This window comes from Gordonia sp. JH63, from assembly GCF_009856645.1.
Lineage (GTDB): Bacteria > Actinomycetota > Actinomycetes > Mycobacteriales > Mycobacteriaceae > Gordonia > Gordonia hongkongensis.
On the sequence record NZ_CP047235.1, the window covers coordinates 198728 to 222351 of the forward strand.

Below are 23624 nucleotides of genomic sequence, written 5' to 3' on the forward strand. Positions count from 1 at the left end.
CTCGTTCGGGCGGTGCGTGCGAGCGTGCCGGGCGAAGGCGGGGCCGGACGAGGACCGCCCCGGGGCCGGCCCACGTCCAGGGTTGCTGGAGCGTGGGACGGTCCCGGGGCGGGTTTGCCGACGTGACCCGGTCAGTCGGCGTCGGGTCCGGCGTCCGGGGTGTTGACGCCGATCCCGGTGTCCGTGTCACCACCGAGGCCACCGGTCAGGCCTCCGGTGAGACCGCCGGTCAATCCGCCGGTGAGGTCGGCGGTCGTGTCGGCCGCGCCGCCGACGGTCGAGTCGACCGCGCCGCCGACGGTGGTGTCGACCGCGCCGCCGAGTTCGGCACCGGTGTCGGTCACGCCGCCCAGGTCCAGGCCGCCGTCCGCGCCGGCACCGCCACCGGCGTCCACGCCACCACCGACCACTGCGCCGCCGGTCAGACCACCGGTCACCCCACCGACGATGTCGGTGGTCGTGTCGAGGGTGCCGCCGACCCCGGTCTCGAGTGAGCCCGCGGCGTCGCCGACCACGTCCACGGCGCCGCCGGCCGTGCCGGAGATCGCGGTGGTCAGTTCAGAGGTGACGTCTGCGGGCAGCTCGGTGTCGAGCGCACCGCCCAGGCCGAGGTCGCCGCCCAGACCGAGATCCCCACCGAGGCCTCCGCCCACGCCTGCGCCGGCGCCGAGAGCACCGTCGAGAACCGGACCGGCGGTGGCGCCCAGATCGGCCTCGCCGAGCCCGGCGCCCAGGCCGGCGAGTCCGGTCTCGAGGGTCCCCTCCAGGCCGCCCTGCAGAGTGCTGTCCAGCCCGGCGACCAGGTCCGTGCCGGTCTCGGCGACGGTGCCCAGGCCGGCCAGTGTGCCCGCGCCCAGGTTGCCGGTGAGGCTGTCGACCACTGTGCCGCCGAGGGTTTCGGTGACCAGGAGCGGTCCGCCCACGGTGATGGTGCCCTCGGGGGAGAGGATGAGGCTCGGGTTGACGATCGCCTCGAGTTCGCCGGTCAGTGCCCCGCCCAGGCCACCCGTCGCCTCCAGGGTCGAGTCCAGGGTCGCGACGAGGCCGTCGGTGGCCGACAGATCCACGTCGAGTGCGGAGCTGAGAACGGTGCTGAGGGCTGCCGGGAGTTCGGCCCCGCCGGCCAGCTGGCCGGCCAGCGAACCACCCAGCTCACCGCTCAGCGCGGTCCCGAGGACGGCGCCGAGGGACGCGCCGAGGTCGGCACCCACATCCCCGCCCGCAGCCAGCACGGCCTCGAGGGTTCCGCCGAGGTCGGCGGCGGTCTCGGTCACCAGGCCCAGTCCCGCGCCGGCGTCGAGTGCGGCGTCCAGCGCCCCGCCCAGCTGTGTGATGAGGGCGCCGTCGACGCCGAGTGCACCGCCGAGGTCCGCGGCCAGCAGTTCGCCGACGTTCAGGCCGGCACCCGCGGCGGCGTCGAGGATGCCCTCGACGCCTGCGGCTGCGCCCAGCACCCCGCCCAGGGTGGCGCCGAGTTCGCCCGCGAGCTCACCGCCGCCACCGACGATCGCGCCGAGTTGCGCGGCCAGGTCGGTGGCCAGTCCGCCCTCGAGCAGACCCGTGAGGTCGGCGCCGAGGACGCCGCCCAGTTCGAGGGCGCCACCCAGCGCGGCCCCCAGGTCGGCGCCCGCGGCGGCACCGAGGACGCCGGTGAGCACGGTGCTCAGCGCGGTGTCGAGGCCGGCGCCGGCCGACAACAGTCCGTTGAGCGCGGCTCCGAGTTCGGTGCCGAGGCCGCCCACGACCCCGAGGCCGCCGCCGAGAGCGCCCTCGACCGCGCCACCGAGACCCGCGCCCAGTCCGGTACCGAGTCCCAGTCCCGCTTCGAGAACGCCGCCGACGCCGGTTTCGAGCGCCCCGCCGAGACCGAGACCGGTTTCGAGGGCGCCGCCGAGTCCGGCAGTGAGATCGGCGGCCAGGCCACCTTCGAGGGCTGCGGCCAGCGTGCCGCCCAGGGCCGCACCAAGACCGGCGGCGGCTTCGCCACCGACTTCGAGGCCGGCGGCCAGAGCGCCGGCGAGAGTCGTGCTGAGATCGCCGCCGGCTTCGATCAGGGCCTCGACGTCGACGATCCCGCCGGCTTCGAGGACGGATTCGAGCGCCGCGGCGAGTCCGGCCTGAGCGCCGCCGCCGACACCGAGGACGGCGGTCAGGGCGCCACCGAGGACGGCGTTCGCGCCGGCCGCGCCGGTCAGGACCAGTCCGCCGGTCGCCGCGGCCGTCGATGTCAGGGCCACGCCGAGTGCGGTGCCGACGGAGGCGGCAGCGGTGCCGCCCGCGGCCAGGGTCGAGCTGAGAGCGCCGCTGAGGGTGGCGCCGAGTTCGCCGGACAGGTCGGCGATGGCCTGCGCGTCGAGCAGACCCGACAGCGTCGCCGAGAGGTCACCCGCGACATCGAGAGTGGAGGTCAGAGCGGCGGTCAGATCGCCGGACAGTTCGGCGCCGAGACCGAGCGCGCCGGTGAGTACCGCCGAGAGCGCGCCGCCCGCACCGAGACCGGCGCCGAGCGCGGCCGCGAGGTCGGCGCCGAGTGCGCCGCCCGCGCCGATCGTGGCGCCGAGCAGACCGCCCAGCGTCGCGCCGAACGAGCCGGCGAGTTCGCCACCCAGTTCGAGCGCCGCCGACAGCTGCGCGGCGAGACCGCCCCCGAGTCCGAGCCCGAGGTCGGCGCCTGCGGCGAGGAGTGCGTCGAGCGAAGCCCCTAGCTGGGCGACCAGGGCGCCCTCGGCGCTGATCGCGCCGGCCAGCGTCCCGGCGATGACCGGTCCGATGCCTGCGGCGAGCTCGAGGCCACCGTCGACGACCGTCTCGAGCGCGGCTCCCAGCGCGGCGCCGAACTGCGCGGCGATCGCGCCGCCGGCGCCCAGGCCCGCGGACAGCGCCGCGCCCAGGGCGACGGCCAGCTGGCCCGCGAGGTCGAGGTCACCGAATGCGATACCGCCGAGGTCCAGATCGGCCAGGGACAGGCCCGAGAGGTCGATGTCGCCCAGCCCGATGCCGCCGAGGAGACCGCCGAAGTCGATGTCGCCCAGATCGATTCCACCCAGATCGAGTCCACCCAGATCGAGTCCACCCAGATCGAGTCCACCGAAGTCGATGTCGCCCAGTTCGAGCCCACCGATACCGCCGAGGTTCACGTCACCGAGGTTGACGTCTCCGCCGCCGACGTTGATGTCGCCGAACTCCAGGCCGCCCAGGCCGACTCCGACGCCACCGCCGCCGATCACGCCGCCACCGACCGCGCCGCCGCCGATCACGCCGCCGCCGACCGCCCCGCCGCCGGCACCGATGATCGCACCCAGGCCACCGCCCGCGGCCAGACCGCCTCCGGCGACCAGCGGGGCGGCTGCGGAGATGTCGGCGGGGGTGACGCCGGTGAGTCCGGCGCGATCGATCGCGGCCTGGGGATTGCCGCAGTAGGCGTTGAAGGATTCCTCGTCGCGAAGCAGACCGAGGATGAAGTCGAGTACCGCGTTGGTCGCCATGGCGTCGTTCCTTGCGTCGGGGAGATCGCAGTTCGATCCCGTGTCGAGTTCGACCGTATGGACTTCGGGGCCCGACGACATCGGGGTAAATCCCCAGTCCTGCCGACGACCGGGGGGTGGGTCATCCCCCCAGGGGGATTTCGACCGGGGACGGGGTCCGGGCGCCGCCGGCATAGGGGGGTCGGGACTTTCCCCCTAATCCCCGGCCAGGGCTAACACCAGGGGGCCGGTCCGCGACACACTGGGTGAAGTGCGCCGCCGGGGCCGGGGCACGTGACATCGACGGATTGCCCGCACGACGCGGCACCGTCACCGCCCACCGTCTGCAGGTGCGAACAGGAGTGAGCGTCATGGCCATCGGGATCGGTGTGAAGATCGGGTCCGCGAACAGCGTGGCGGTAGCCGCCTCGGAACAGTCCTGGGAGGGCGCGGTCTCGGTCGAGACGTCCGCTCTGGTGGATGCCGACGACTTCCTCGGACGGGTCGGCGACCCGGTCCCGATGCTCGACGACCACGGCCGCACGATCGCGGCCGCCGACCTCTACGCCGACGCGGTCGCGGCGCTGGTCGCCCGGCTCGACCTCGGCACGGACAGCGTCGACTCGACACCGTCCGACGACGTGCACCTGACCGTCGTGCACCCCGACAACTGGTCCGATCAGGCCGTCGACGACGCCCGGGCGGCACTTGGCGCCCACCCCGACTCGGTGCCGGCGGACGCGATCACCTGGGTGCCCGAGTCACGGGCGACCCTGGCCGCAGCCGAACACGCCGAGGGCGCCTTCGGCGACGGCGCGGTCGTCGTCTGCGACCTCGGCGCCGCGGGGCTCACCGTCTCCGTCCTGACCACCGGCTCCGATCCGGCCCCGGTCGGCCGTCCGTTGCATCTGGACACCGTGAGCGGCAACGAGTTCGACCGCCTGCTGCTGGCGCACACCCTGCGGGTGACCGGTGCCGACGCCGAGGTCGACGCGGGTCTGGCCGACCCGGCCCGGAGCGGCGCCATCCTCGACGACGTGAACCGGCTGCGGGAAGAGTGCCGCCGGGCCAAGGAGTCCCTGTCGGTGGACACCGACACCGTCGTCGACGTGCGGATCGGGCAGGTGAGCACCGAGGCGCGGCTGGTCCGCGACGACATCGAGGACCTGCTGCGCGCACCGGTCATGGAGGCGGTTGCGCTGGTTCGTGAAGCGGTCTCCGCGTCCGCCGTCGGCCACGACTCGTCGGGCGCGCACGCGGCCCCCGGGATGAAGCCGGCCGGGGTGTCCGCGGTCCTGCTCGGTGGCGGCGGTGCGGCGATCCCGCTCGTCACCGAGATGCTGTCCTCGACCCTGCGTCTGCCGGTAGTCCTCGACCCCGATCCCGCGTCCGCCTCGGCAGCCGGCGGTGCGCTGATGGCCGGCACGACGCTCGCCGCCCGCCGGTCGGCGATCGCGCCGGCCGCCGCCACGACCGCGGCCCTCGTCTCGGCCGCGCCCGAGGAGCGGCCGCTCCGCGAGATCGTCCCGGCTCCGAGCACCCCGGTCGCCGAGCCCGCTCCCCGGTTCTCGCGTCGTAAGCGGGGCACCCTCATCACGGTCGGCGCCGCCGCACTGGCGCTCGTCACGGCAACCGGACTCTCCGTCGGCACCGGACTCGTCGGCTCGGTCGGCGAGGCGACGCCCCCGCCCGCGGGAGCGGCGACCACCACGGCCACCTCGACGCAGAACCCCGGTGGCGCCCCGGGCACCACCGCGACCGGTGCGCGTCCCGGCACCACCGCGGCACCGGTGACCGGTACGGGAACCCGGGCTCCAGGCACCGCAACCGATTCGCCGCGGCGGACCGCGGCCGGCGCCCCGTCTGCGGGCGCCCCGTCTGCCGGCGCCCCCGCGCCCGGAAGCACCCCCGGCCGGCCTGCACCGGCGCCCGCGCCTGCTCCAGCGCCCGCACCAGCACCAGCACCAGCGCCGGCGCCCGCTCCGGCTCCGGCACCAGCGCCTGCACCGGCGCCGGACTACCCCGAACCGGACACCGGCGGTGGCGGCATCACCCCGGGCGGGGTCCTCGACGGCACCGGCCGGGTGCTGTGCGGCGTCACCGGCGTCGTCGGCATCGACTGCTGAATCCGTTGACTCCCCGGTCACCCCTGGACCGTTCGATGACCCCGACGACACCGGTCTCCACGATCGGTGACCGTCCGGACCCGTCCTCGGCCGCGTCGCGCACCTCGTCGTGGGTGGCGGGCATCGTCGATCGCGCGCAGGCGGGCCATCCGCTGTGCGCCGTGGCCGTCGGCACCCCCGGCAGCGGACGCTCGGCACTGCTGAACGCCGTGCACGAACAACTCCGACGACGGGACCTCCCGGTGAGTGTGGGGCTGCCCGCCGCGGACGGCGCGGGTCCCGTGTTCGTGCTGGCCGACGACATGCATCTGTGGCCGGTGGCCATGTTCGAGACCGCGCTGGGCATGCTCGACGCGGGAACGATCGGGCTGATCGCCACGATCGAACCGCGGGAACTGGACCCGAACGTCCGCCGGTTGCGCGACCGCGCCCGACCGTTCGGGGCGGTCCTCGAACTCGAGGCGCTGGGTACCGCCGATGTCCTGACCCGCGCGTCCCGCGCCGGGCTGACCCTCGCGCCGACCACGGCATCGCTGATCCGTCGACGCTGTGGCGGTGCGCGAGCTCCCATCGACACTGTGCTGCGGGCGCTCCGGAGCACTTCGAGCAGCGCCTCGCGCGTCATAGACGAGCCGGGGGCCGACGAAATCGCCGTCATCGATCGGGTGTCCCGCGAGTGGCACCATCGGCTGCTGCGCGGACTCGATCCGCTCACGCTCGCGGTGCTGGCCCTCGCCTCGGTCCGGGCGCCCCTCGACCCCGACAGCGTCGCCGAAGCGGCGGGCACCGACCGAGCCGCCGCGCTCGAGGCGGTCGACCGGGCTCGCGGGTGCGGCCTGTTACGCGGCGCGGACGTCTTCGTCTCGGCTGCGGCCGGTCCACTGCGTGATGTGTTGGGAGACAAGCAGATCGACGAGCTACGACGCAACTCGGTCGTCGTCGGACTGCGTGCGACCGAGCTCACCCCCGACACCGCGCTGCTCGCGGCCGAGGCTGGTGTCGACGACCCGCGGATCGTCGACGCGCTGCTGGCCGGCGCGGTCGACGCGACCGCGGCGCGGGCGGTGGTCCTCCTGCAGGCCGCCGATCGGGTGGAGCCGGGGCGTGATGACGTCCGGCTCCTGATGGCCCAGCGTGCCCTGGCATCGGGGGATCTCGACGGTGCGGGTGCCGCGGCCGACCGTCGGCTGGAGTCGGCCGCACCCACAGACGAATGGGTCGCGGAGTGGGTGGAGCTCGCCGCCGCAGTCGCGGCGCGGCGCGGACTCGCCTCGCACGCCGCCGACCTCTACCGCTGGACGGGACCCGATCTTTCTGCATCGCAGTCGTTGTCGGCTGCAGTCGCCCTGCTCGCGGTCGGAGACCGCGCGGCGGCCACGGCCATCGGCGCGGCCGATCGTGGCCGCGCGCCGGTGGCGAGTCGGGCCACACGGTCGCTGGTGGTCCGCGGGCTGCTGGCCACCCTCGACGACACGGCCGAGATGAGTACCGGCGACGCGGTCGACGTCGTGGTGCGCGGGATCTCAGCGGGAGCGACGTCGTCCCGAGGCCCGTCTGCGGCCCGAATTCTGCACGCGGCCGCCGCGGTGGCGTTGAACCTCGGCGACACCGCTGCCGCGCAATCGATCCGGACGGTGGCGGCGGAGCCGGCCCGAACCATTCTGGACGCCGAGGCCGCGCTCACCGTCGGCGATCTCGAAGCGGCGGCGCGTCTGCTCCCGACGGCGGAACCGCAGGGGATGTCCGAACGCCTTCGGGTGCAGGCCATCCGGCTCGGGTTGGCCCGGCGCCACGGTGACCTGTCCGCGCTGTCGGACGCGTGGCAGGACGGCCTGTCGCTCCTCGCCGCCATCGAGGTGGACCTCTACCTGTTGCGTTCGCTCGGCGAGTTCTGGATCGCCGCAGCGCGACTGGGTCAGATTCCCGCGATTGCGCGGTATGTGGACGCAGCCGACCGGTTGCTCGCGGATCTTGGCGACCCCCCGGCGTGGTCGGCGTCGTGGGACTTCGCGGGCGTCCAAGCCGTTGCCATCACGCGCGACCAGTCCGCTGTGGCGCACCGGTTGACTCGTCTCGACCTCGCCGCGCCGCAGAACCGCACGGCCGGGTCGTTGTCGACCGGTGCGCGCGCCTGGGTCGCGCTGAACGACGCCGGCGAATCAACGGAACCTGTCACAGCCGCCGTCGAAGCGCTACGGATCATCGGATTACACTGGGAGGCAGCGCGTCTCGCGGGTATGGCCGCGTCTCGCGCCGACGATCCTGCGACCGCGGCCGGCCTCCTGGACACCGCTCGCTCGGCCGGTGAAGATCGGCGGCTGACTCCACAGGCCGGCGGGCCGCTCACCGATCGCGAGGCCGAGGTCGCCCACGAGCTGTTGCAGGGTTTCACCTACCGGGAAATCGGTGAGCGCCTGTACATCTCGGCGAAGACCGTCGAGCATCACGTCGCCCGGATCCGACGCCGGCTCGGCGCCGGATCACGGTCGGAACTGATGGCTGCCCTCCGCGCGGCTGGGTATCGGTGATGAGATCTGCCGGAGGACGCCCGGGAACAGGCTGACGCGCAGTGTGTCCTCGGTCGGGTGGGCTCGGGACGGTTATCTGTGACGTGACCGGACGAGATGCCACGAACCGGACACCGTGAGTGGTACCAACAGGACATGGAACACATCCGGTGCCGCGATATGTGGGGTCTGATCTGATGCCGGCGGTCCTTGTCGAGCGCGACGGTGAGATGACGATGCTCACCCTCTATCGCCCGGACGCGCTGAACACGCTGAACGCCGACCTCGTGCGGGACCTGACGGTTGCACTCGACGAGGTCGACGAGGACCCCGGTTGCCGGGTGGTGATCCTGACCGGAGCGGGCCGCGCATTCTGCGCCGGTCTTGACCTGAACGGTTACGGCGACGACGATCGCACCGCCGAACAGGGCGGGGTGATCCCGATGTTCGAGCGCCAACAGGACATCGCCGGGCTCGCGCTCCGCTTGCACGGGCTGCGCCAACCGGTGATCGCCGCGGTCAACGGGCCGGCGGCCGGCGGCGGTCTCGCCCTGGTGTGCGCGAGTGACATCCGCATCGGGTCCACGTCGAGCGTGTACGCGGTCGGATTCATCCGGGCCGGGTTCTCCGCCTGCGACATCGGCGTGTCCTGGTTGCTCCCGCGCCTCGTCGGGACGGGCCGCGCACACGAACTCATGCTGACCGGCCGCAAGTTCACAGCCGTGGAGGCGGAGCGATATGGGCTGCTCGTCGAACTCGCCGAGCCCGACGATCTCCTGGAGCGGGCACGCGCCACGGCGGGTCTGATCCTGGCCAACCCGCCGCTGTCGGTGGAACTCACCAAGGTCGGGATGTGGGCCGCGGTGGAGTCCGATTCCTGCAGTGCCACGGTCGAATTCGAGAACCGGCAGCAGATGATCACGGCTATGACCGAAGATCGGGGCGAGGCGACCGCCGCCTTCCTGGAGAAACGAGCACCGAGGTACCGACGACGATGACATCTGACCTGTTCGATGTGAGTGGCAAGACCGTGCTGGTCACCGGCGGCACGTCGGGTATCGGGGCGATGATCGCCCACGGCCTGCACGACCGCGGGGCACGGATCCTCATCACCGGTCGCAATGACGACGCGCTCGCCGAGGCGCGCGCCGCGGGACTGACTGCGTTACAGGCGAATCTGTCGACGCCCGAGGGCGCACGAACCCTCGCGCAGCAGGTGGCGTCGGAGACCGACACCCTCGACGTACTGGTGAACAACGCCGGCGCGACCTGGGGCGCGCCCCTCGAGGAGTTCCCGGACTCCGCCTGGGACCGGGTGCTGAAACTCAACGTCCAAACGCCGTTCGTGCTCACGCAGACGCTACTGCCGTTGCTGACCGGCACCGCCACGGCCGAGAACCCGTCGCGGGTCATCATGATCGGCAGTGTCGACGGGATCCGGGTGCCGCGCACCGCGTCGTACTCCTACTCGTCGAGCAAAGGCGGCCGTCCATCAGCTGACACGGCATCTCGCGCGGGACCTCGGACCGCGTCACGTCACTGTGAACGCCATCGCTCCAGGGCCTTTCGAGTCCAAGATGATGGCACCGATCCTGGCCGAGCTGGGCGACGAGGTCGCCGCGGCGTCGCCACTAGGGCGTATCGGTCGAGCCGACGACATGATCGGGACGGTGGTGTACCTCGCCAGTCGCGCCGGCTGTTACCTCACCGGGACCGTCATTCCGGTCGACGGTGGGATTGCGACGACGCTCTGAGTCCATGAGTCCAATTGACGGAATACGGCACACAGTCAACGAAATTCGATGCACAGTCAATGGGATTCGGCGCACAGTCACCGGGTGTGCGGAATAGGCAGATAGCCGGGAGTTCCGGATTTAAAAGCGAACATGCGACATGGTCCACTGATGCACTGTGCGTGCAGGTCGGGTTCGCTGTGTAAAGGTGTTCCTCATTCAAATGCCTTTAATCGCGCTGGTATCTGATTAATCCCTTTGTTAGCTTGCAGGAGTTCGATGGACCCGAACGACAAAGGAGGAAAGAACCAGTGCGAAGAAATCTCATTCGTGTGACGACGGCTGGCGCGGCCCTCGGGGTCGCGGCTCTGATCGCTCCCGCGGTGGCAACCGCAGCCCCCGTATCGGAGGCGAACTGTGCCAAGGACTCCACTCCGGCCAATCCGGCGGGGTGGGGCAACACGTTCGGTGACGAGCGCGGCCAGGCGGGCAAGGTGACGGCGACCAATGTTGTCGATCAGGACGGGTCTCTCGAGTTCGTGACGACAGAGCAGACACCGCGCCAGGCGTCGTACAAGAGCGCCGGGCAGCTCAAGCTGACGGACGCCATCACGAAGTCGCTCACGTTCAACAAGTCCGACGGGCAGGCGAACTGGCAACTCCGCGTGACCGGGGCCAACACCGGTGAGAGCAATGGATTTGCGACGCTCGTCTGGACCGCGCCGGCTGGTGCGGGCAAGGCGGATGCCGGCGGCTCTGACCAGTGGTGGGCCACCCGAGATCTCGGCACCATCAAGAGAGGCACCAACGCCACCCTGGATGATCTGGTGAAGGCCGCCAATTCAGACGGCCATACCACCGTGGTCGACCACTACGGAATCTCCAGTCAGCCCAACGAAAAGACTGGCAAGGTCAACGTAGACAACGTCTCGTTCAACGGGTGCACCACCAACTTCGCCGCATCGAGTGCCGGCGGAGCCTTCGGATCGCTGGAGAACATCCTTCCCTGATCCGTGAGTTCGACTCTGCAGCAGGCGCTCCGCGGCCGATGGCCGGTCGCGGAGGGCCGCCGTCGCGGCGAGAATGTCGTGACGGCCGGCTAGTCGTACAGAACGGCTTCGCCCCGCTGCCGGAGTGCTTCCAATCCTGCGCGGAACTGTCGGAGGTATTCCGGCGAATGTCCCACCCAGTCGATCATCTCGCCGACGACCCGGACCGGCTGGGCGCTCCGGTAGGAATGGGTGGGGTTGCCGGGAAACTTCTTGTCGGTGACGTTCGGATCGTCGTGTACGTCGTCCTGGGGTTCCACGACGTAGACCCGGGGGCGCCCGTCACCCACCGCCATCTCGGCCGCGAGCACCGCGCCGTCGAGCACCTTCGTCATGTAGACGTAGTTCGAGATGTGCTCGCGCCGGTAGTTCGATCGGTGACCGGGGGTCAGGAAGTCGCCCACCCGGAGGTCGGCGCGGGTGCCGTGGAAGTAGGCCCCGGACTCGTGCACCCGGAATCGTTCCGGGGTACCCGCCATGTCGGGGTGGTCTGCACTCTCGGGCATCGATGGCCTCCTGCGTCTCGTCGTCGTCGAGCGATTGTGCACGGGCAGCAGGGTCTTGCCGCAAGCCCCGGCCGCCGAGTTATGGTGGAAGTGGCGGGGTTCGGGAGCGGGCGGCGGATGGGTTGCGGGGACAAACGGTCGGCCGGCTGAAGTCAGCGGCGTCCACCCGCCACGGCGCTGGCGATGGCCATTCGCAGTTGTCGTCATCCCACGTTCACGTACTGGACGGCATCACGTTCCTGCGGGACATCTCCAGGTCGCGTGAGAAGCAGATAGTGGGGGAATGGATGAACTGTCGCCGCTGCCGCACTCTCTTGTAGAGCGTGGTCTCGCAAGGAGCGTCGCGGAGGCGTCGGCACTTGTGATGGAAGGCCTCGTGAGCTGCAACGGACTGCCGGTGCTGCGCCCGCACAGGATGGTCGGTGTCGCCGACGAAGTATCAGTGGACCGCACACGGGTCGACGGATGAGTCGAGCTCGCAAGCGACCTCCGGGTGAGTTGACGACGTCGACCCGCAGGTTTCGGTCACATGGTGCGGCCCTGCCGCCGACTTCGCAACCACTCGCCGGAACTCCGCCCTTCGAACAGGGCGGCGGCCCCGTTGCCACTTGTCTGCAACGGGGCCGCCTCTTCACCGACAGAGTCGGTGGTCGCTCAGCTCACTGCCAGATCCAGATCCAGCGTCGCTGACGTTGGTCGTATCGCCGGACCCGACGACGTCGCTGGTTGGGATTGTTCTGGTTCCGATTGCGATTCGCCACTGGAATCTCCTTGTCGCTCACTCCGGGTTACTGCCTTACACAAACAACTATGCGCCGCAGACCTTGTCGGTAGTTCACACGAACCTGTCGGGTACCTGGACGTATCAGCTCGCACTCGCGAGACCCGAACGTCTCTGCCGCCCGCTCTTGCCCGTGAGCCGTCAACGGGCTGGACATGGCGTCTGTCATGTGTCCAGCTCGAGATGTTGAACGGGCGAGTATTACGTGAATACTGTTGCATCCCAGTATGTTCCGGCTCCCAGGACAGCGACAGCAGGAAATGTTGTGACCCAGGCAGTCGCCATGTTTCCCGGGACGGCCCAGCGCACGGCGCTTGTACGCTTGGTTGATTCAGCACCCATGATCGCTGACGAGATGACGTGAGTGGTGGAGATAGGTGCTCCCATTCCGGCGGAGGCGACATACAGAACGGATGCGGCGGTTGACTCGGCGGCGAATCCCCATCGTCTTGGCCGCGTCCTGCATGCCATGACCGAATGCCATCATCTCTGCCGAGAATGTCTGTGCCCGACCGAAATTCCGGCTGGTGTGCGAGGGTGATCGCTTGCGGAACGCCCACATGATCGTGAGCATTGCGGCGGCCCCGAGAACGGTGACACCGAGCAGGTCGGCTACTACACCTTCAACGGCCACTCGGCGAGCCTCGCCTTCACCGATAAGACGTTCGGCCTGACCGGTTGCGCCGGTTACGCGCAGGCCCGCCTGTATGTCAACGTGACTGCCTACGAGAAGGGTTCGAAAACCAAGACGACTCTGTACGGCAAACCCTTCAGCATCGGATGAAGCCCGGGCCAGCGGTCGGCATCGAAAGGTCGACAATGCCACTGGCGTTCCGGAACGTGGTCGCAACAGCAGGGATCGATCAGACGTACAGGCGTTGTTCGTCAGACCGAGCCTCGGGCCAGCACTCCGTTGACGCGTTCACGAGGCCCGGCTCGTCTCCGATGCACCCACCTCCACAGGTACGTCGCCTGCAGAGCGGATGACGGAAGTGACCCGCCCGAGACGCCGTTCGACGATCCCGATCGCGCCCGCGAGCTGATCGGGGTCATCGACGTCGGCGACGAGCGCGACTGTGAGGCCGTTGTTTCCCATCATGAAGGGAAGAATGACCGAGTATCGGCTACTGACGACACCCAACGGTATGTCGCAGTCGAACAGCGACCGAGCGTAGTCGAGCGCCGCGGCGTCGTCGAGGACTACGAGGGGGACTGAGGCGCGGTGTGTGGTTCTTCTCATGTTCTGAGGATCGACCCGCGATGTCAAAGCGCACTGCGCTGTGGCTGTGTGTTTGCTGTCAGACAGCCCGAGTTCGATGACAGCGTTCTCCCAGCTGCGCGCAAGGCACCCCCCAGGCCGCGACCATAGCTTCGTTCCTGGCCGACAACGATGCCGGTCATCTGAATACGAGGAGAATTCATGTCTCAGCCAGGACGGCAGTCCGGACAGGGCCAGCGCCCCGGTCAGCAGCAGCCTGCTCAACCGCGCCAGCGACGTCGCCGCCGTGTATGGAACCGGCACCAGCATCGTTGGGTCTGGACCTGGTACTGATCCCGCGCGCGACCTAGCCCATCCCGCCGAGACCTGGGGACATCCGACGCGGTGTCCCCAGGTCCGACACCCTCACCACCAATGGACTGATAGATGACCGCACGCGAGGCCTACCTCCGATTCCTGCCGGCTCTCCGAGGCGAGGGCCCGCGATTCACCCTTGCCGCAACACTTCTGCTCATCGCCACCGCGTGCGAGGTGATCGCGATCTTCGTTCTGTCCGACGTGATCGACGGCGCGCTCTCGGCCGACAGCGCACTTCAGTTCGCCCGCCTCGCCGCGCTTTGGCTGCTGATCACAGCGATCTCAACTGCAGCGGACTACTACGGCCAGGTTGCCGCGGTCGGCGTCTCCGAACGAGTGGTCCTGCGGTTGCGCGACAGGCTATTTGCTCACGTCCAGCGACTCAGCCCGGTGATTCACCGACGTTTTGGCCTGGGCGACATGGTCACCCGTCATTCGAGCGACCTCGAAGCCGTCGAGTATTTGATCGGTTCCGGGGTCATGCAACTGATCGTGGCGGTCACCAACACCATCGGTTTGGTGGTGGCGGCCCTCATCATGAGCTGGCAGGTCGCTGTGGTGGCGATCGCGGCCGTGCCTGCCCTGTGGGCGGTCTCGGCATTCTACGGACGTCGACAGACGCTGGTCACCCGTGACGAACGAACCGCCAACGCCGGCATCGCGGTCGCTGTGCAGAGCGCGTTGACTGGCCACGAGACGGCCGTAGCCTACAACCAGCAGAACCGTGAACAAGCGCGCCTGCACCACTACGGCTTCACCTGGCTCGGCGCCCGTCTATCGCAGACACGGATCGAGGCCGGGTTCGGGGCCGTCATGGGCTTCGGGCAGGTCGTGGTCACTATGGCGATCGCCGTCGCAGGAGTCTGGCAAGTGCGCCAGAGCGCACTGAGCGTTGGCGAACTGATCGCCCTGACCGGATATCTCGGCATGCTGTATCCAAAGATGCAGGAACTCGCCGAGGTGCGACTGTCGCTCGCGTCTGCGGCGGTCAGCGCAGAACGGATTGGCGAGCTCCTCGACCTCGCACCCACGGATGCCGACTGTGACGATGCGATCACCGATCTGGGACCGGATCACACAGTATCGATGCGGGAGGTCACCCTACGTCGGGGAGAGACGACGGTACTCGACCGCGTCTCGCTCGATCTGCATCCGGGAACGATCACAGCACTCGTCGGACCCAGCGGCGCAGGCAAGTCCACACTCGCGTCGTTGTTGTGTCGATTCGACCGCCCCGACGCAGGAACGATCACTCTCGGCGAGTTCGATTATGCCGCCCTCTCAGGCCGCGCCATCCGCGATCATGTGACCTTGCTACCCCAGCAGCCCATCATCAAGGCGACAACCGTCGCCGACAACATCGCCTACGGCCGACCGGACGCCACCCGCGCCGAGATCATCAGCGCTGCAATTGCTGCCGACGCCGACCCTTTCATCAACGAGCTCCCCGACGGTTACGACACACCTCTGGACGAAGACGGCCTGACCCTCTCGGGGGGTCAGCGCCAGCGAATCGCGATAGCGCGGGCAATCCTTCGCGACAGTCCCGTCCTCGTACTCGACGAGCCGACATCAGGGCTGGACGACGAGACCGCGCAGCGGATCCTGGAGCCCCTCCGACGTCTCGCCCACGGCCGGTCCACCCTCCTCATCACCCACGACCCCCGTGTCACCGAGATCGCCGACGAAGTCGCCGAATTGCGTGATGGGGTACTGACGTCCCGGCGACGAGACCACGCGCTGGTCGGTTCATCGGACGTACTGTTCGCCACCGGGCAGACGTCATGAGCTGTCGGCTCGAACCTCACGCGCGCCGGATCAGGAACTCGCCGCACCTGACCATGTGAAGTGTGCCGGCTGCCGGGTCGTGAGTCGTCGACTGTGTTGCGAAGATCCCGGCGCTCAGGAAACTACCAGCCCGATGACAGCGGCGACCGAGTTCGTCGACGGACAGTGATGGCAGTTGTTTCCTGTTTCCGCAGCACCGAAAGGAGCACCGCGGTGTATTGTGCTCGCCCGCTTGCCCGCCCGCCCGAGACGACCACCCGGGACACCAGAGGCGTCGGTGTCAGACATGCGGATGTGGAGGGCCGCCACTCCGTGGGTGACGATGCGGCGAGTGGACGATGACACATATACCCGCAGAACGCTATCCCTTGAATGAGTTGTTGCGCTGCGGCTGGAGGATCGTCGACCTGGGCCCGCCGAGGTCGTACCGCGAGTCCGACGGCTTCGTGCGCAGGGTTCTTCTGGTCGACGACACACAGCGTCTGTTATGTGTCGACCTCGAAGCGGGCTGTGGCGGCATCTGCGGAGCGGCCAGTTTCACGACTGAGGTTCCGGAGTCTGCGGATAGCGACCCCGCTGTGCTCATCGCCACGACCGAAGAAGCAGTCATCGCCCTTGCGCGAAGTGCGCCGGGGACGAGCTATGAGCGATTGCTGCAGATACCGGCGGTGCGGACTATCGGCCAGCCGGCTCAGGGCGACCGTCGATAGCGGCGTCCACGCAATCGCGTGGAGCAGGCGGGCGTCCCCGGTTGGCAGTCTGCCTCACACCGCTCGAGCGGGAACCTCCACGATCGCGACGGTTCCGCCGCGGGGATGGTTCGACAGCGACAACGTGCCACCGGTTCCCTCGATGCGCACGCGCCGCGAGGCGAGTCCGATGTGGCCCTTGGCTTGTCGTCGACGCATCAACTCGTCGACGTCGATGTCGGCAGGTAGCCCGATGCCGTCGTCCACGACGACGAGGCGCGCTCGGCCGTCATCGAACTCGGCGGTGACGTCGACCGTCGTCGCGGACGCGTGCTTGGTCACGTTCGTCAGCAATTCGCGGGCGGTGGCGAACAGCAGCGAGTCGGCGGACGTGCGTAGTTCGGGCGGCCAGCCCGCGGTGTCGACGGAGATGGTCGGGGCACCGGCGCGGCTACCGAACGAGGCGGCGAGGTCGGTGAGGGCCACCGACAGACCGGCCTGTTCCAGAACCGCCGGGTGCAGCTCGCTCAGCGTCGACCGCAGCAACTGCGCCGCGTCGCGCAGCGCACCGTCCACGCGGTCGAGGGTCACCGGATCGGCGGAGTCGCGGAGCGTGGCGAGTTCCTGACGCGCCGCCAGTACGTACTGCAATGCCCCGTCGTGGAGGTTGTCGGCGAGATCTCGGCGTTCGCGTTCCTCGATCTCCATCGTCGCGTCGAGCAATCGGGCGCGTTCGGCGGCGAGCGCCCCGATGGTCTTCACCCGGGATCGCTGTAGGCGGGACAACAGGATCGCGCCGACGGCCAACGCCGCGACGACGAGGATGCGCAGGACGATCACCGACCACGGCTCGCCGTTTGATGTGCGGGCCAGCATGGAAGAGCCGGCGTACACCGCGGTCGTGACGATCACCACGACCGCACAGGTCCTGGGCTGCAACGCGATCGCCGCGATCATCGGCACGAGGACGAATCCGCTGAGGAGAACGTCGGTGGTCCAACTCAATTCGTTGGACCGGCTGGCGGCGACGGCGAGCGCGGTGAGCAGGAGGAGGTCGATCGGCAACGCGATCCACGAGTATCGGATCATCGCCGATTCATGGCGGACGACCACGACCGCCCCGCCGATGCACCAGGCCGCGTAGAGAATCGCCGTCACGACGCTGAACGTCTCCGCGTGCGCGGGTGGGTCGAGGCTGACGGTCAGCAACACGAACAGCGACAGAAATAGTCGGAGGACCACCTGAATCCGGATGCCACGGATCGCGTGGCCGATCAGGATGTCATGGATCCGCGGCTCGTCGGCGAACTCGTCGAGACCCAGATAGCGTGTCGCCCCGGCGATCTCGACGCTGACACCGTCGTCGACCCCTGGCTTCGAGGGGTCGGCGCTATTCGAGGAGCCCACGGCGCATCGCCTCGGCGACCGCGGCCGCACGGTCGGACACGCCGAGCTTCTCGTAGAGGCGCTGGGTGTGCGTCTTGACCGTCGACGCACCGATGTAGAGCTCGGCGGCGACCTGTGGAATCGACTGTCCGCGTGCGAATCCCGTGAGCACCTGGCGCTCCCGCTCGCTCAGGGCCGGCGCGTCACGCTGGGTCTGCGCGCGGATCTCGCCGGCCAGTCCCGCGGCGAGCTCCGGCGGTACCACCGTCTCTCCCTTGGCCACCCGGGTCACCGCGCCGACGATGTCGTCGCGGTCGGCGTCCTTCGAAAGATAACCGGCCGCACCCTCCTGCAGCGCCCGGAAGACGATCGGGCCGTCGGTGACCGCGGACAGCAGCAGCACCCGGGTCGGCAACCCGTCGCGTGACACCGCATGGGCGACCTCGACGCCGGTCATGTGCGGCATCTGGTGGTCGACCACCGCGACGTCGGGTTTCTTCCGACGGATCAGCTCGAGCCCGGCCAGGCCGTCGGCGGCCTCGCCGACGACCCGTACCCGTCCACTGGCGCTCAGGCCACGGGATACACCGTCGCGGAAGAACGGGTGATCGTCGACGACGACCACGGTGACGAGGGTGTCCATTGGAACAGGATAGGTGTGGCGGGCGGCGACGTCGGTCCGATCGGCGCGCAGAGCGTTCCGGGGTTACGGCCATATGTCCGCCTGTGACGATTCGTTTACAGCCCTTGCCCGATCGTGTACGGGTCGTATACAACTGGTGTACGGCCTTGATGTGGTCCGCTTCACACGCAGATCAATGGTCTCGGGGTGGCTCGGTGGTTGCAGCAACAACCACCGAGCCGGACAGCTCCACCTGCACGTCCGGACGTTCGCCTACTGGCAGGTAGGCGCCGGCCGTGCAGTCGTCACGCAACGACGATTCGACTGAGGAGTCGACACATGGCAACTGCCACCACGAAATCTAGCAGTCGTAGATCCCACACCAACCTCCCGGTGATCGCCGGTTCCAGCCTCGCCGGAACCGCCGTGGAGTGGTACGACTTCTTCCTGTACGGCACCGCGGCCGCGCTGGTGTTCAACGAGGTCTTCTTCCCCGCCGACGACCCGCTGGTCGGCACCATGCTGGCCTTCGCCACCTACGCCGTCGGCTTCATCGCACGTCCGCTGGGCGCCGCGGTGCTCGGCCATTACGGCGACGTCAAGGGCCGTCGGGCCACCCTCATCGCGAGCCTCATGCTCATGGGTGTCTCGACCTTCCTGATCGCGTTCCTCCCGTCGTACGCCGCGATCGGCGTCGCGGCGCCTCTGCTGCTGGTGTTCCTGCGTCTCGTGCAGGGTTTCGCGCTAGGCGGCGAATGGGGCGGCGCGGTGCTGCTGGTCAGCGAGCACGGCGACTCGACGCGCCGTGCGTTCTGGTCGTCCTGGCCCAATCTCGGTCCGCCACTGGGTAATCTGATGGCCGCCGGCGCGCTTGCGATCCTCTCCGGCGTGATGTCCGAGGAAGCGTTCCTGTCGTGGGGCTGGCGAATCGCTTTCGCGCTCTCGGCCGTGATGGTGATCGTCGGGCTCGTCCTGCGCCTCTACGTCGCCGAGACACCGCTCTTCGAGAAGTCGCAGCAGACAGCGAAGTCCGAGACCCGCCGCATGCCCTTGGGCGACGCTGTCCGCGGTTACTGGCGTCAGATCCTGCTCGCAGCTTTCACCCGATTCGGTGAGAACGCCGGCTTCTACATCTTCTCGCTGTTCGTCATCACCTACCTGACCCAGATCCTGGATCTCGACCGATCGACCGGGCTGAACGCCGTGATGATCGGCATGGTGGTCGCGCTTCTCACCATCCCGCTGTTCGCGATGCTCGCCGACCGGATCGGCCGGCGCCCCATCTACATCTCGGCGTCGCTGGCCACCATCGTCTGGGCGTTCGCCTTCTTCGGGCTACTCGACACGAAGAACACCCTGGCGATCATCATCGCCGTGTCCGTCGGGCTGCTGATCTTCGCGGCCTACAGCGCGGTGATCGGAGCGTTCTTCTCCGAGCTGTTCCCGACCGAGGTCCGCTATTCCGGTGTCTCCCTGGCGTACAACCTCGCCTCGGTGCTCGCGGGATCGCTCGCGCCGATCATCGCGATCGCTCTCTACAACTGGTTCGACACGGGTTTCGCCATCGGTGCCTACCTCGCCGTCATGGGCCTGATCTCACTGATCGCCGCCATCGTCGCCCGCGAGACGCAGTCGGTGGACCTGGCGACGGTCGGCGATACCGGGCGAGACGATGACTCCGGTGAGAACCCCTCCGCCGCAGCCGAAACGACCACGATCGACACGAAACAGCAGTCGCCCGCTGCCGTTGCTCCGTGACGCTCTGAGAGGAGACAACACCATGTCGACATCACGCTCCGGCACGGCCACCGCGCCCGAACTCGCCTACGAGTGGCTCAAGCAGACGATCATCACGCTCCCGCGGGACGAAGAGATGTTCCTGTCCGAGGCTCAGGTGGCGGCGTCGTCGGGTATCTCGCGCACCCCGGTCCGGGAGGCCCTGATGCGGCTCGAGGCGGAGGGATTCATCCGCCGGGTCCCACACAAGGGTGCGTATATCCCGGCGCTGTCGGATCGCGATGTCGATGAGGTCATGCAGGCGCGGCGGGTCGTCGAGGAATGGTCGGTGCACGAGGTGGCACCGCGACCGGGACTCGTCCCGGACAAACTGGCGCTCCTCCTGCAACAGCAGGAGGACGACCAGGACCCCGTCGACTTCATTGCCCACGACCTCGAATTCCACACGACGATCATCCGTGCGGCCGGCAACAGCCTCATGGGTGACTTCTACAACTCACTGCGCGATCGCCAGATGCGCATGGGTGTCCGCATCGTCATGAACGACGAGCACCGCAAGAAGCAGGTGCTGGTCGAGCACCGGGCGATCGCGGACGCCATCCGGGCCGGAGACGTCGACGCGGCGGTTCGCAGTGTGCGCGAGCACCTTCGGACCACGCACGACTCCCTGCGCCACTCCCATCTATAGATCTGTACCGAGGAGACCTTCATGAAGATCGCACTGGTCCAGGTGGCCAGTCCCGACGACGAGACCGGCGCGCATCGCCTCGAACGCGTGCGCACACTCGTCGACGGCCTGCCCGACGACGTCGACCTCATCGTCCTGCCGGAACTGTGGCGGGTCGGTTACAACCACTTCGACGACTATCCGTCGTCGGCCGAGGACCTGTACGGGCCCACCGTGTCGACGATGGCGGCCATCGCACGCCGCCGGAACTGTTTCGTGCACGCCGGCAGCATCGTCGAGGACCGGGGCTCGGAACGCCTGCGCAACACCGCTGTCCTGCTCGGGCCGGACGGCACCGTCGTGCACCACTACAGCAAGGTGCACGTCTTCGGTTACCGCTCACAGGAGGCCCATCTGCTGGAGCCCGGTGAGCAGGTCCACGCGGTGGACACCGCCTTCGGCCCGGTCGCCGCGACCACCTGTTACGACCTCCGGTTTCCCGGCCTGTGGGCCGAGATCGGTGCTGCGGGAGCGCAACTGGTGATCGTGCCGGCAGCCTGGCCGATGGCGCGTCGGGAGCACTGGCGGTTGCTGACCTCCGCACGCGCCGTCGACAACCAGGTGTTCGTCATCGCATGCAACGCTGCCGGTACCCACGCGGGGGTCGAACTGGCGGGTCACAGCCGCATCGTCGATCCGTGGGGATCGGTTGTCGCCGAGGCCGGTTCGGACGAAGGGGTAATACTCGCCGAGATCGACCCCGCCCTGGTCGCCGCCGTCCGGTCGGAGTTCCCGGTGCTCGGCGATCGGCTGCCCGACTATTCCGTCCTGTCCCGTAGAAAGGTCCACTCATGACCGGCACCGACACCCGGGTGCTCAGCTTCACGATCGCCGGCACCGCCGAGCAGATCGACTTCGACACCCTCCGCACACTTGTCGCGGGGTACACCGGTCGCGACGAAGCCGCTGTGCGCCACCACATCGACGAGCTCGCGGCGATCGGGGTGGCGCCGCCGCCCGAGGTTCCGATGTTCTATCCGGTCGAGCCGGGCAGCGTCACCACCGACCCCACCACGGAGGTGCACGGTCGCGAGACCTCCGGTGAGGTCGAGCCGGTGCTGTTGCGCCGCGACGGACGCTGGTATCTCGGGATCGGTTCCGACCACACCGACCGACAGCTCGAGACCGTGGACATCGGCGACTCCAAGCGTGCCTGCGCGAAGCCGGTCGGCCGGCAGGTCGTCGAGATCGAGTCCTGGGCCGACTTCGATTGGGACGCATGCCGTGCCCGCAGTTGGGTCGATGGCCGCCTCTATCAAGACGGCGCGTTGTCGGGATTGCGGACGCCGCAGAACCTGCTCGGGATCCTCGCCGAACGTCAGGGCGACGACGGCGCCGACCTGCTTTGTTTCGCGGGTACGTTGCCCCTGCTCGACGGCACTTTCGTCTACGGCACCCGCTGGGATCTCGAACTCACGCTGCCGGACGGGACCGTCCTGACCCACTCCTACACCTCAGATCCGGAAGGGCGTTGATGATGCGTACCGGAGCCGATTATCTGTCCTCGCTGAACGACGGGCGTGTGGTGCTCGTCGACGGGCAGCAGGTCGATGACGTCACGACCCACCCGGCGTTCGCGCCGGTCGCGGCGACCATCGCCGAGATGTTCGACCTTGCTGCCGATCCCGCGCAGAACATGCAGTACACCGCGCCGGAGACCGGTGCGACTGCCAACCGGACGTTCGGGATCCCGCGCAGCCGTGAGGAGCTCCGGCTCCGTCGCGAAGCCATCGAGACCTGGGCCCGGCACACCCACGGCTGGGTCGGTCGCAGCCCCGACCATGTCGGGACCTTCCTCGCATCCTTCGCCGCCCACCCGGAGGTCTTCGCCGGCGAGGGCCGCGACCTGTCGGCCAACGTGACGGCGTTCCACCGGCGTCTGCTGGAGGAGAATCTGTATGTCTCGTATGCGATCATCCCGCCGCAGGTCTCGCGGGCGACCACGGCGTCGGGTTGGGAGGGCGAGTTCCTCCAGGCCGGTGTCGTGCGCGAGACCGACGAAGGGATCGTCGTGCGCGGGTCGCAGATGCTCGCCACCGGCGCCGCGATCGCCGACGAGGTGTTCGTCTCGTGTATCAAGCCGCTCGGCCCGGACGACAGTGACTTCGCCGTCTCGTTCGTGGTCCCGGTGGCGACGGAGGGCCTGAAGCTGTACTGCCGGCGGCCGTACGCGCCCGCGGCGACCAGCAGCTTCGACTACCCGCTGACCTCGCGGTACGACGAGCCCGACGCCCTGGTGGTGTTCGACGACGTGCTGGTGCCCTGGGATCGGGTGTTCGTCGACCGCGACATCGTCGGCGTGCGCCGTCAGTTCTTCGAGACCGGAGCGCACGTCCTCGGCAACTGGCAGGCGCAGATCCGTTTCGCCACGAAGCTGAAGTTCATCGCCGGCGTGGCCCGGCGGGTGACACAGGTCAATGGAGTGGACAAGATCCCCAGCGTCCAGGAGAAGCTCGGCGAACTCGCCGCCGTCGTGTCCGGCGTCGAATCCGCGGTGCTGGCAGCGGAATACACGGCGGAGCCGGACGCGTCGGGCCAGTGGCTGCCGGGCCGGCAGGCCCTGTACGGGTCGATGGGTCTGCAGTCGGAGACCTATCCGCGCGTGCTCGCCATCCTCCGCGACCTGGTCGGTGGTGGGGTGCTGCAGCTGCCCTCGAGCGTGCACGACCTCACGAGCTCGTTGACGTCCAGGGACATCCAGCACTATGTGCAGTCGCCGGGCGTGCCGTCCGAAGAGCGGATCAAGCTGTTCAAGCTGGCCTGGGACATCGTTGGTTCCGAGTTCGCCGGCCGGCACCAGCAGTACGAGATGTTTTACGCCGGAGCGCCGTTCGTCGTGAAGGGTGCCTACACCTATCGCAACTACGCCTACGACGACGCGCTCGAGGACGTTGCGGGCTTCCTGCAGTCCTACAAGCTCGAAGACGCCTGAG

At 68.7% G+C, this 23624-nt stretch carries 16 protein-coding genes and 1 pseudogene; 11 read left to right on the forward strand and 6 right to left on the reverse strand.

All coding sequences use genetic code 11. From position 1 onward, the window contains the following. Positions 1-131: 131 nt before the first annotated feature. Positions 132-3485: an IniB N-terminal domain-containing protein gene (locus GR168_RS00945; RefSeq protein WP_159369767.1), complete on the reverse strand. Its 3354-nt coding sequence runs from the start codon at positions 3483-3485 to the stop codon at positions 132-134. Between the two features lie 350 nt (positions 3486-3835). On the opposite strand from GR168_RS00945, the gene GR168_RS00950 reads away from it, so the two are divergent. The 5 genes and pseudogenes from GR168_RS00950 to GR168_RS00970 all read left to right on the forward strand — a co-directional run bounded on the left by GR168_RS00950 (position 3836) and on the right by GR168_RS00970 (position 10840). Then, positions 3836-5590, forward strand: a complete 1755-nt coding sequence (locus tag GR168_RS00950) for an Hsp70 family protein (protein WP_159369768.1) — start codon at positions 3836-3838, stop codon at positions 5588-5590. A gap of 35 nt (positions 5591-5625) precedes the next feature. Then, on the forward strand, positions 5626-8118 hold the full coding sequence (locus GR168_RS00955) for a helix-turn-helix transcriptional regulator (RefSeq protein ID WP_159369769.1): 2493 nt from the start codon (positions 5626-5628) through the stop codon (positions 8116-8118). A 176-nt stretch (positions 8119-8294) separates the two neighbouring features. Next, positions 8295-9095 carry an enoyl-CoA hydratase/isomerase family protein gene (locus tag GR168_RS00960; protein ID WP_159369770.1) on the forward strand — a complete coding sequence of 267 codons (801 nt, stop codon included), beginning with the start codon at positions 8295-8297 and terminating at the stop codon, positions 9093-9095. Then, positions 9092-9851, forward strand: a pseudogene (locus GR168_RS00965) (SDR family oxidoreductase). The gene GR168_RS00960 and the pseudogene GR168_RS00965 overlap by 4 nt, the downstream one beginning before the upstream one ends. Positions 9852-10162: 311 nt before the next feature. Further along, a complete protein-coding gene (locus GR168_RS00970) occupies positions 10163-10840 on the forward strand; it encodes a hypothetical protein (RefSeq protein WP_159371768.1) in 678 nt (225 codons plus the stop codon). An 89-nt stretch (positions 10841-10929) separates the two neighbouring features. Here the strand turns inward: GR168_RS00970 and arr are convergent, their stop codons facing one another. From arr to GR168_RS00995, 3 genes are all read right to left on the reverse strand, one after another. Beyond that, entirely contained in the window at positions 10930-11385 is a 456-nt protein-coding gene (gene arr, locus GR168_RS00975; protein WP_238994984.1) for an NAD(+)--rifampin ADP-ribosyltransferase, read from the reverse strand. A 982-nt stretch (positions 11386-12367) separates the two neighbouring features. Next, complete coding sequence (locus GR168_RS23810; protein ID WP_343213026.1) at positions 12368-12637, reverse strand: inorganic phosphate transporter; 270 nt, start codon at positions 12635-12637, stop codon at positions 12368-12370. A gap of 451 nt (positions 12638-13088) precedes the next feature. Beyond that, entirely contained in the window at positions 13089-13406 is a 318-nt protein-coding gene (locus tag GR168_RS00995) for a hypothetical protein (protein WP_159371770.1), read from the reverse strand. A 405-nt stretch (positions 13407-13811) separates the two neighbouring features. Between GR168_RS00995 and GR168_RS01000 the strand changes: the two genes are divergently transcribed. Continuing rightward, positions 13812-15530: an ABC transporter ATP-binding protein gene (locus tag GR168_RS01000; RefSeq protein WP_159369771.1), complete on the forward strand. Its 1719-nt coding sequence runs from the start codon at positions 13812-13814 to the stop codon at positions 15528-15530. Positions 15531-16294: 764 nt separating this feature from the next. On the opposite strand, the gene GR168_RS01005 is transcribed toward GR168_RS01000, so the two are convergent. Together GR168_RS01005 and GR168_RS01010 are read right to left on the reverse strand one after the other, a co-directional pair. Continuing rightward, a complete protein-coding gene (locus tag GR168_RS01005; RefSeq protein WP_159369772.1) occupies positions 16295-17626 on the reverse strand; it encodes an ATP-binding protein in 1332 nt (443 codons plus the stop codon). Next, positions 17610-18248: a response regulator transcription factor gene (locus tag GR168_RS01010; RefSeq protein WP_159369773.1), complete on the reverse strand. Its 639-nt coding sequence runs from the start codon at positions 18246-18248 to the stop codon at positions 17610-17612. Before GR168_RS01010 ends, GR168_RS01005 begins: the two co-directional genes overlap by 17 nt. A gap of 318 nt (positions 18249-18566) precedes the next feature. Here GR168_RS01010 and GR168_RS01015 point away from each other — a divergent pair, with 318 nt between their 5' ends. From GR168_RS01015 to GR168_RS01035, 5 genes are read left to right on the forward strand one after another with little or no spacing between them, the layout of a single operon-like run. Continuing rightward, a complete protein-coding gene (locus GR168_RS01015) occupies positions 18567-19985 on the forward strand; it encodes an MFS transporter (protein WP_159369774.1) in 1419 nt (472 codons plus the stop codon). Positions 19986-20007: 22 nt separating this feature from the next. Continuing rightward, positions 20008-20652 carry a GntR family transcriptional regulator gene (locus GR168_RS01020; protein ID WP_058253367.1) on the forward strand — a complete coding sequence of 215 codons (645 nt, stop codon included), beginning with the start codon at positions 20008-20010 and terminating at the stop codon, positions 20650-20652. A 21-nt stretch (positions 20653-20673) separates the two neighbouring features. Then, positions 20674-21486, forward strand: a complete 813-nt coding sequence (locus tag GR168_RS01025) for a carbon-nitrogen family hydrolase (RefSeq protein ID WP_159369775.1) — start codon at positions 20674-20676, stop codon at positions 21484-21486. Then, the gene (locus GR168_RS01030; protein ID WP_159369776.1) at positions 21483-22166 is read left to right on the forward strand and encodes a DUF2848 family protein; all 684 of its coding nucleotides are present in this window, start codon (positions 21483-21485) and stop codon (positions 22164-22166) included. The genes GR168_RS01025 and GR168_RS01030 overlap by 4 nt, the downstream gene beginning before the upstream one ends. A 2-nt stretch (positions 22167-22168) precedes the next feature. Further along, a complete protein-coding gene (locus GR168_RS01035) occupies positions 22169-23623 on the forward strand; it encodes a 4-hydroxyphenylacetate 3-hydroxylase N-terminal domain-containing protein (protein ID WP_159371771.1) in 1455 nt (484 codons plus the stop codon). The last annotated feature ends 1 nt before the right edge of the window (position 23624 follow it).

Excerpts from the sequence above, each read along its gene's own strand:
- GR168_RS01035 (WP_159371771.1), top strand. The coding sequence starts at position 22,169 with ATGCGTACCGGAGCCGATTATCTGTCCTCGCTGAACGACGGGCGTGTG.
- GR168_RS01015 (WP_159369774.1), top strand. The coding sequence starts at position 18,567 with ATGGCAACTGCCACCACGAAATCTAGCAGTCGTAGATCCCACACCAAC.
- GR168_RS01000 (WP_159369771.1), top strand. The coding sequence starts at position 13,812 with ATGACCGCACGCGAGGCCTACCTCCGATTCCTGCCGGCTCTCCGAGGC.
- GR168_RS01025 (WP_159369775.1), top strand. The coding sequence starts at position 20,674 with ATGAAGATCGCACTGGTCCAGGTGGCCAGTCCCGACGACGAGACCGGC.
- GR168_RS00945 (WP_159369767.1), bottom strand. The coding sequence starts at position 3,485 with ATGGCGACCAACGCGGTACTCGACTTCATCCTCGGTCTGCTTCGCGAC.
- GR168_RS01030 (WP_159369776.1), top strand. The coding sequence starts at position 21,483 with ATGACCGGCACCGACACCCGGGTGCTCAGCTTCACGATCGCCGGCACC.
- GR168_RS00955 (WP_159369769.1), top strand. The coding sequence starts at position 5,626 with ATGACCCCGACGACACCGGTCTCCACGATCGGTGACCGTCCGGACCCG.
- arr (WP_238994984.1), bottom strand. The coding sequence starts at position 11,385 with ATGCCCGAGAGTGCAGACCACCCCGACATGGCGGGTACCCCGGAACGA.
- GR168_RS00960 (WP_159369770.1), top strand. The coding sequence starts at position 8,295 with ATGCCGGCGGTCCTTGTCGAGCGCGACGGTGAGATGACGATGCTCACC.
- GR168_RS23810 (WP_343213026.1), bottom strand. The coding sequence starts at position 12,637 with ATGGCATGCAGGACGCGGCCAAGACGATGGGGATTCGCCGCCGAGTCA.
- GR168_RS01020 (WP_058253367.1), top strand. The coding sequence starts at position 20,008 with ATGTCGACATCACGCTCCGGCACGGCCACCGCGCCCGAACTCGCCTAC.
- GR168_RS00995 (WP_159371770.1), bottom strand. The coding sequence starts at position 13,406 with ATGAGAAGAACCACACACCGCGCCTCAGTCCCCCTCGTAGTCCTCGAC.
- GR168_RS00950 (WP_159369768.1), top strand. The coding sequence starts at position 3,836 with ATGGCCATCGGGATCGGTGTGAAGATCGGGTCCGCGAACAGCGTGGCG.
- GR168_RS01010 (WP_159369773.1), bottom strand. The coding sequence starts at position 18,248 with ATGGACACCCTCGTCACCGTGGTCGTCGTCGACGATCACCCGTTCTTC.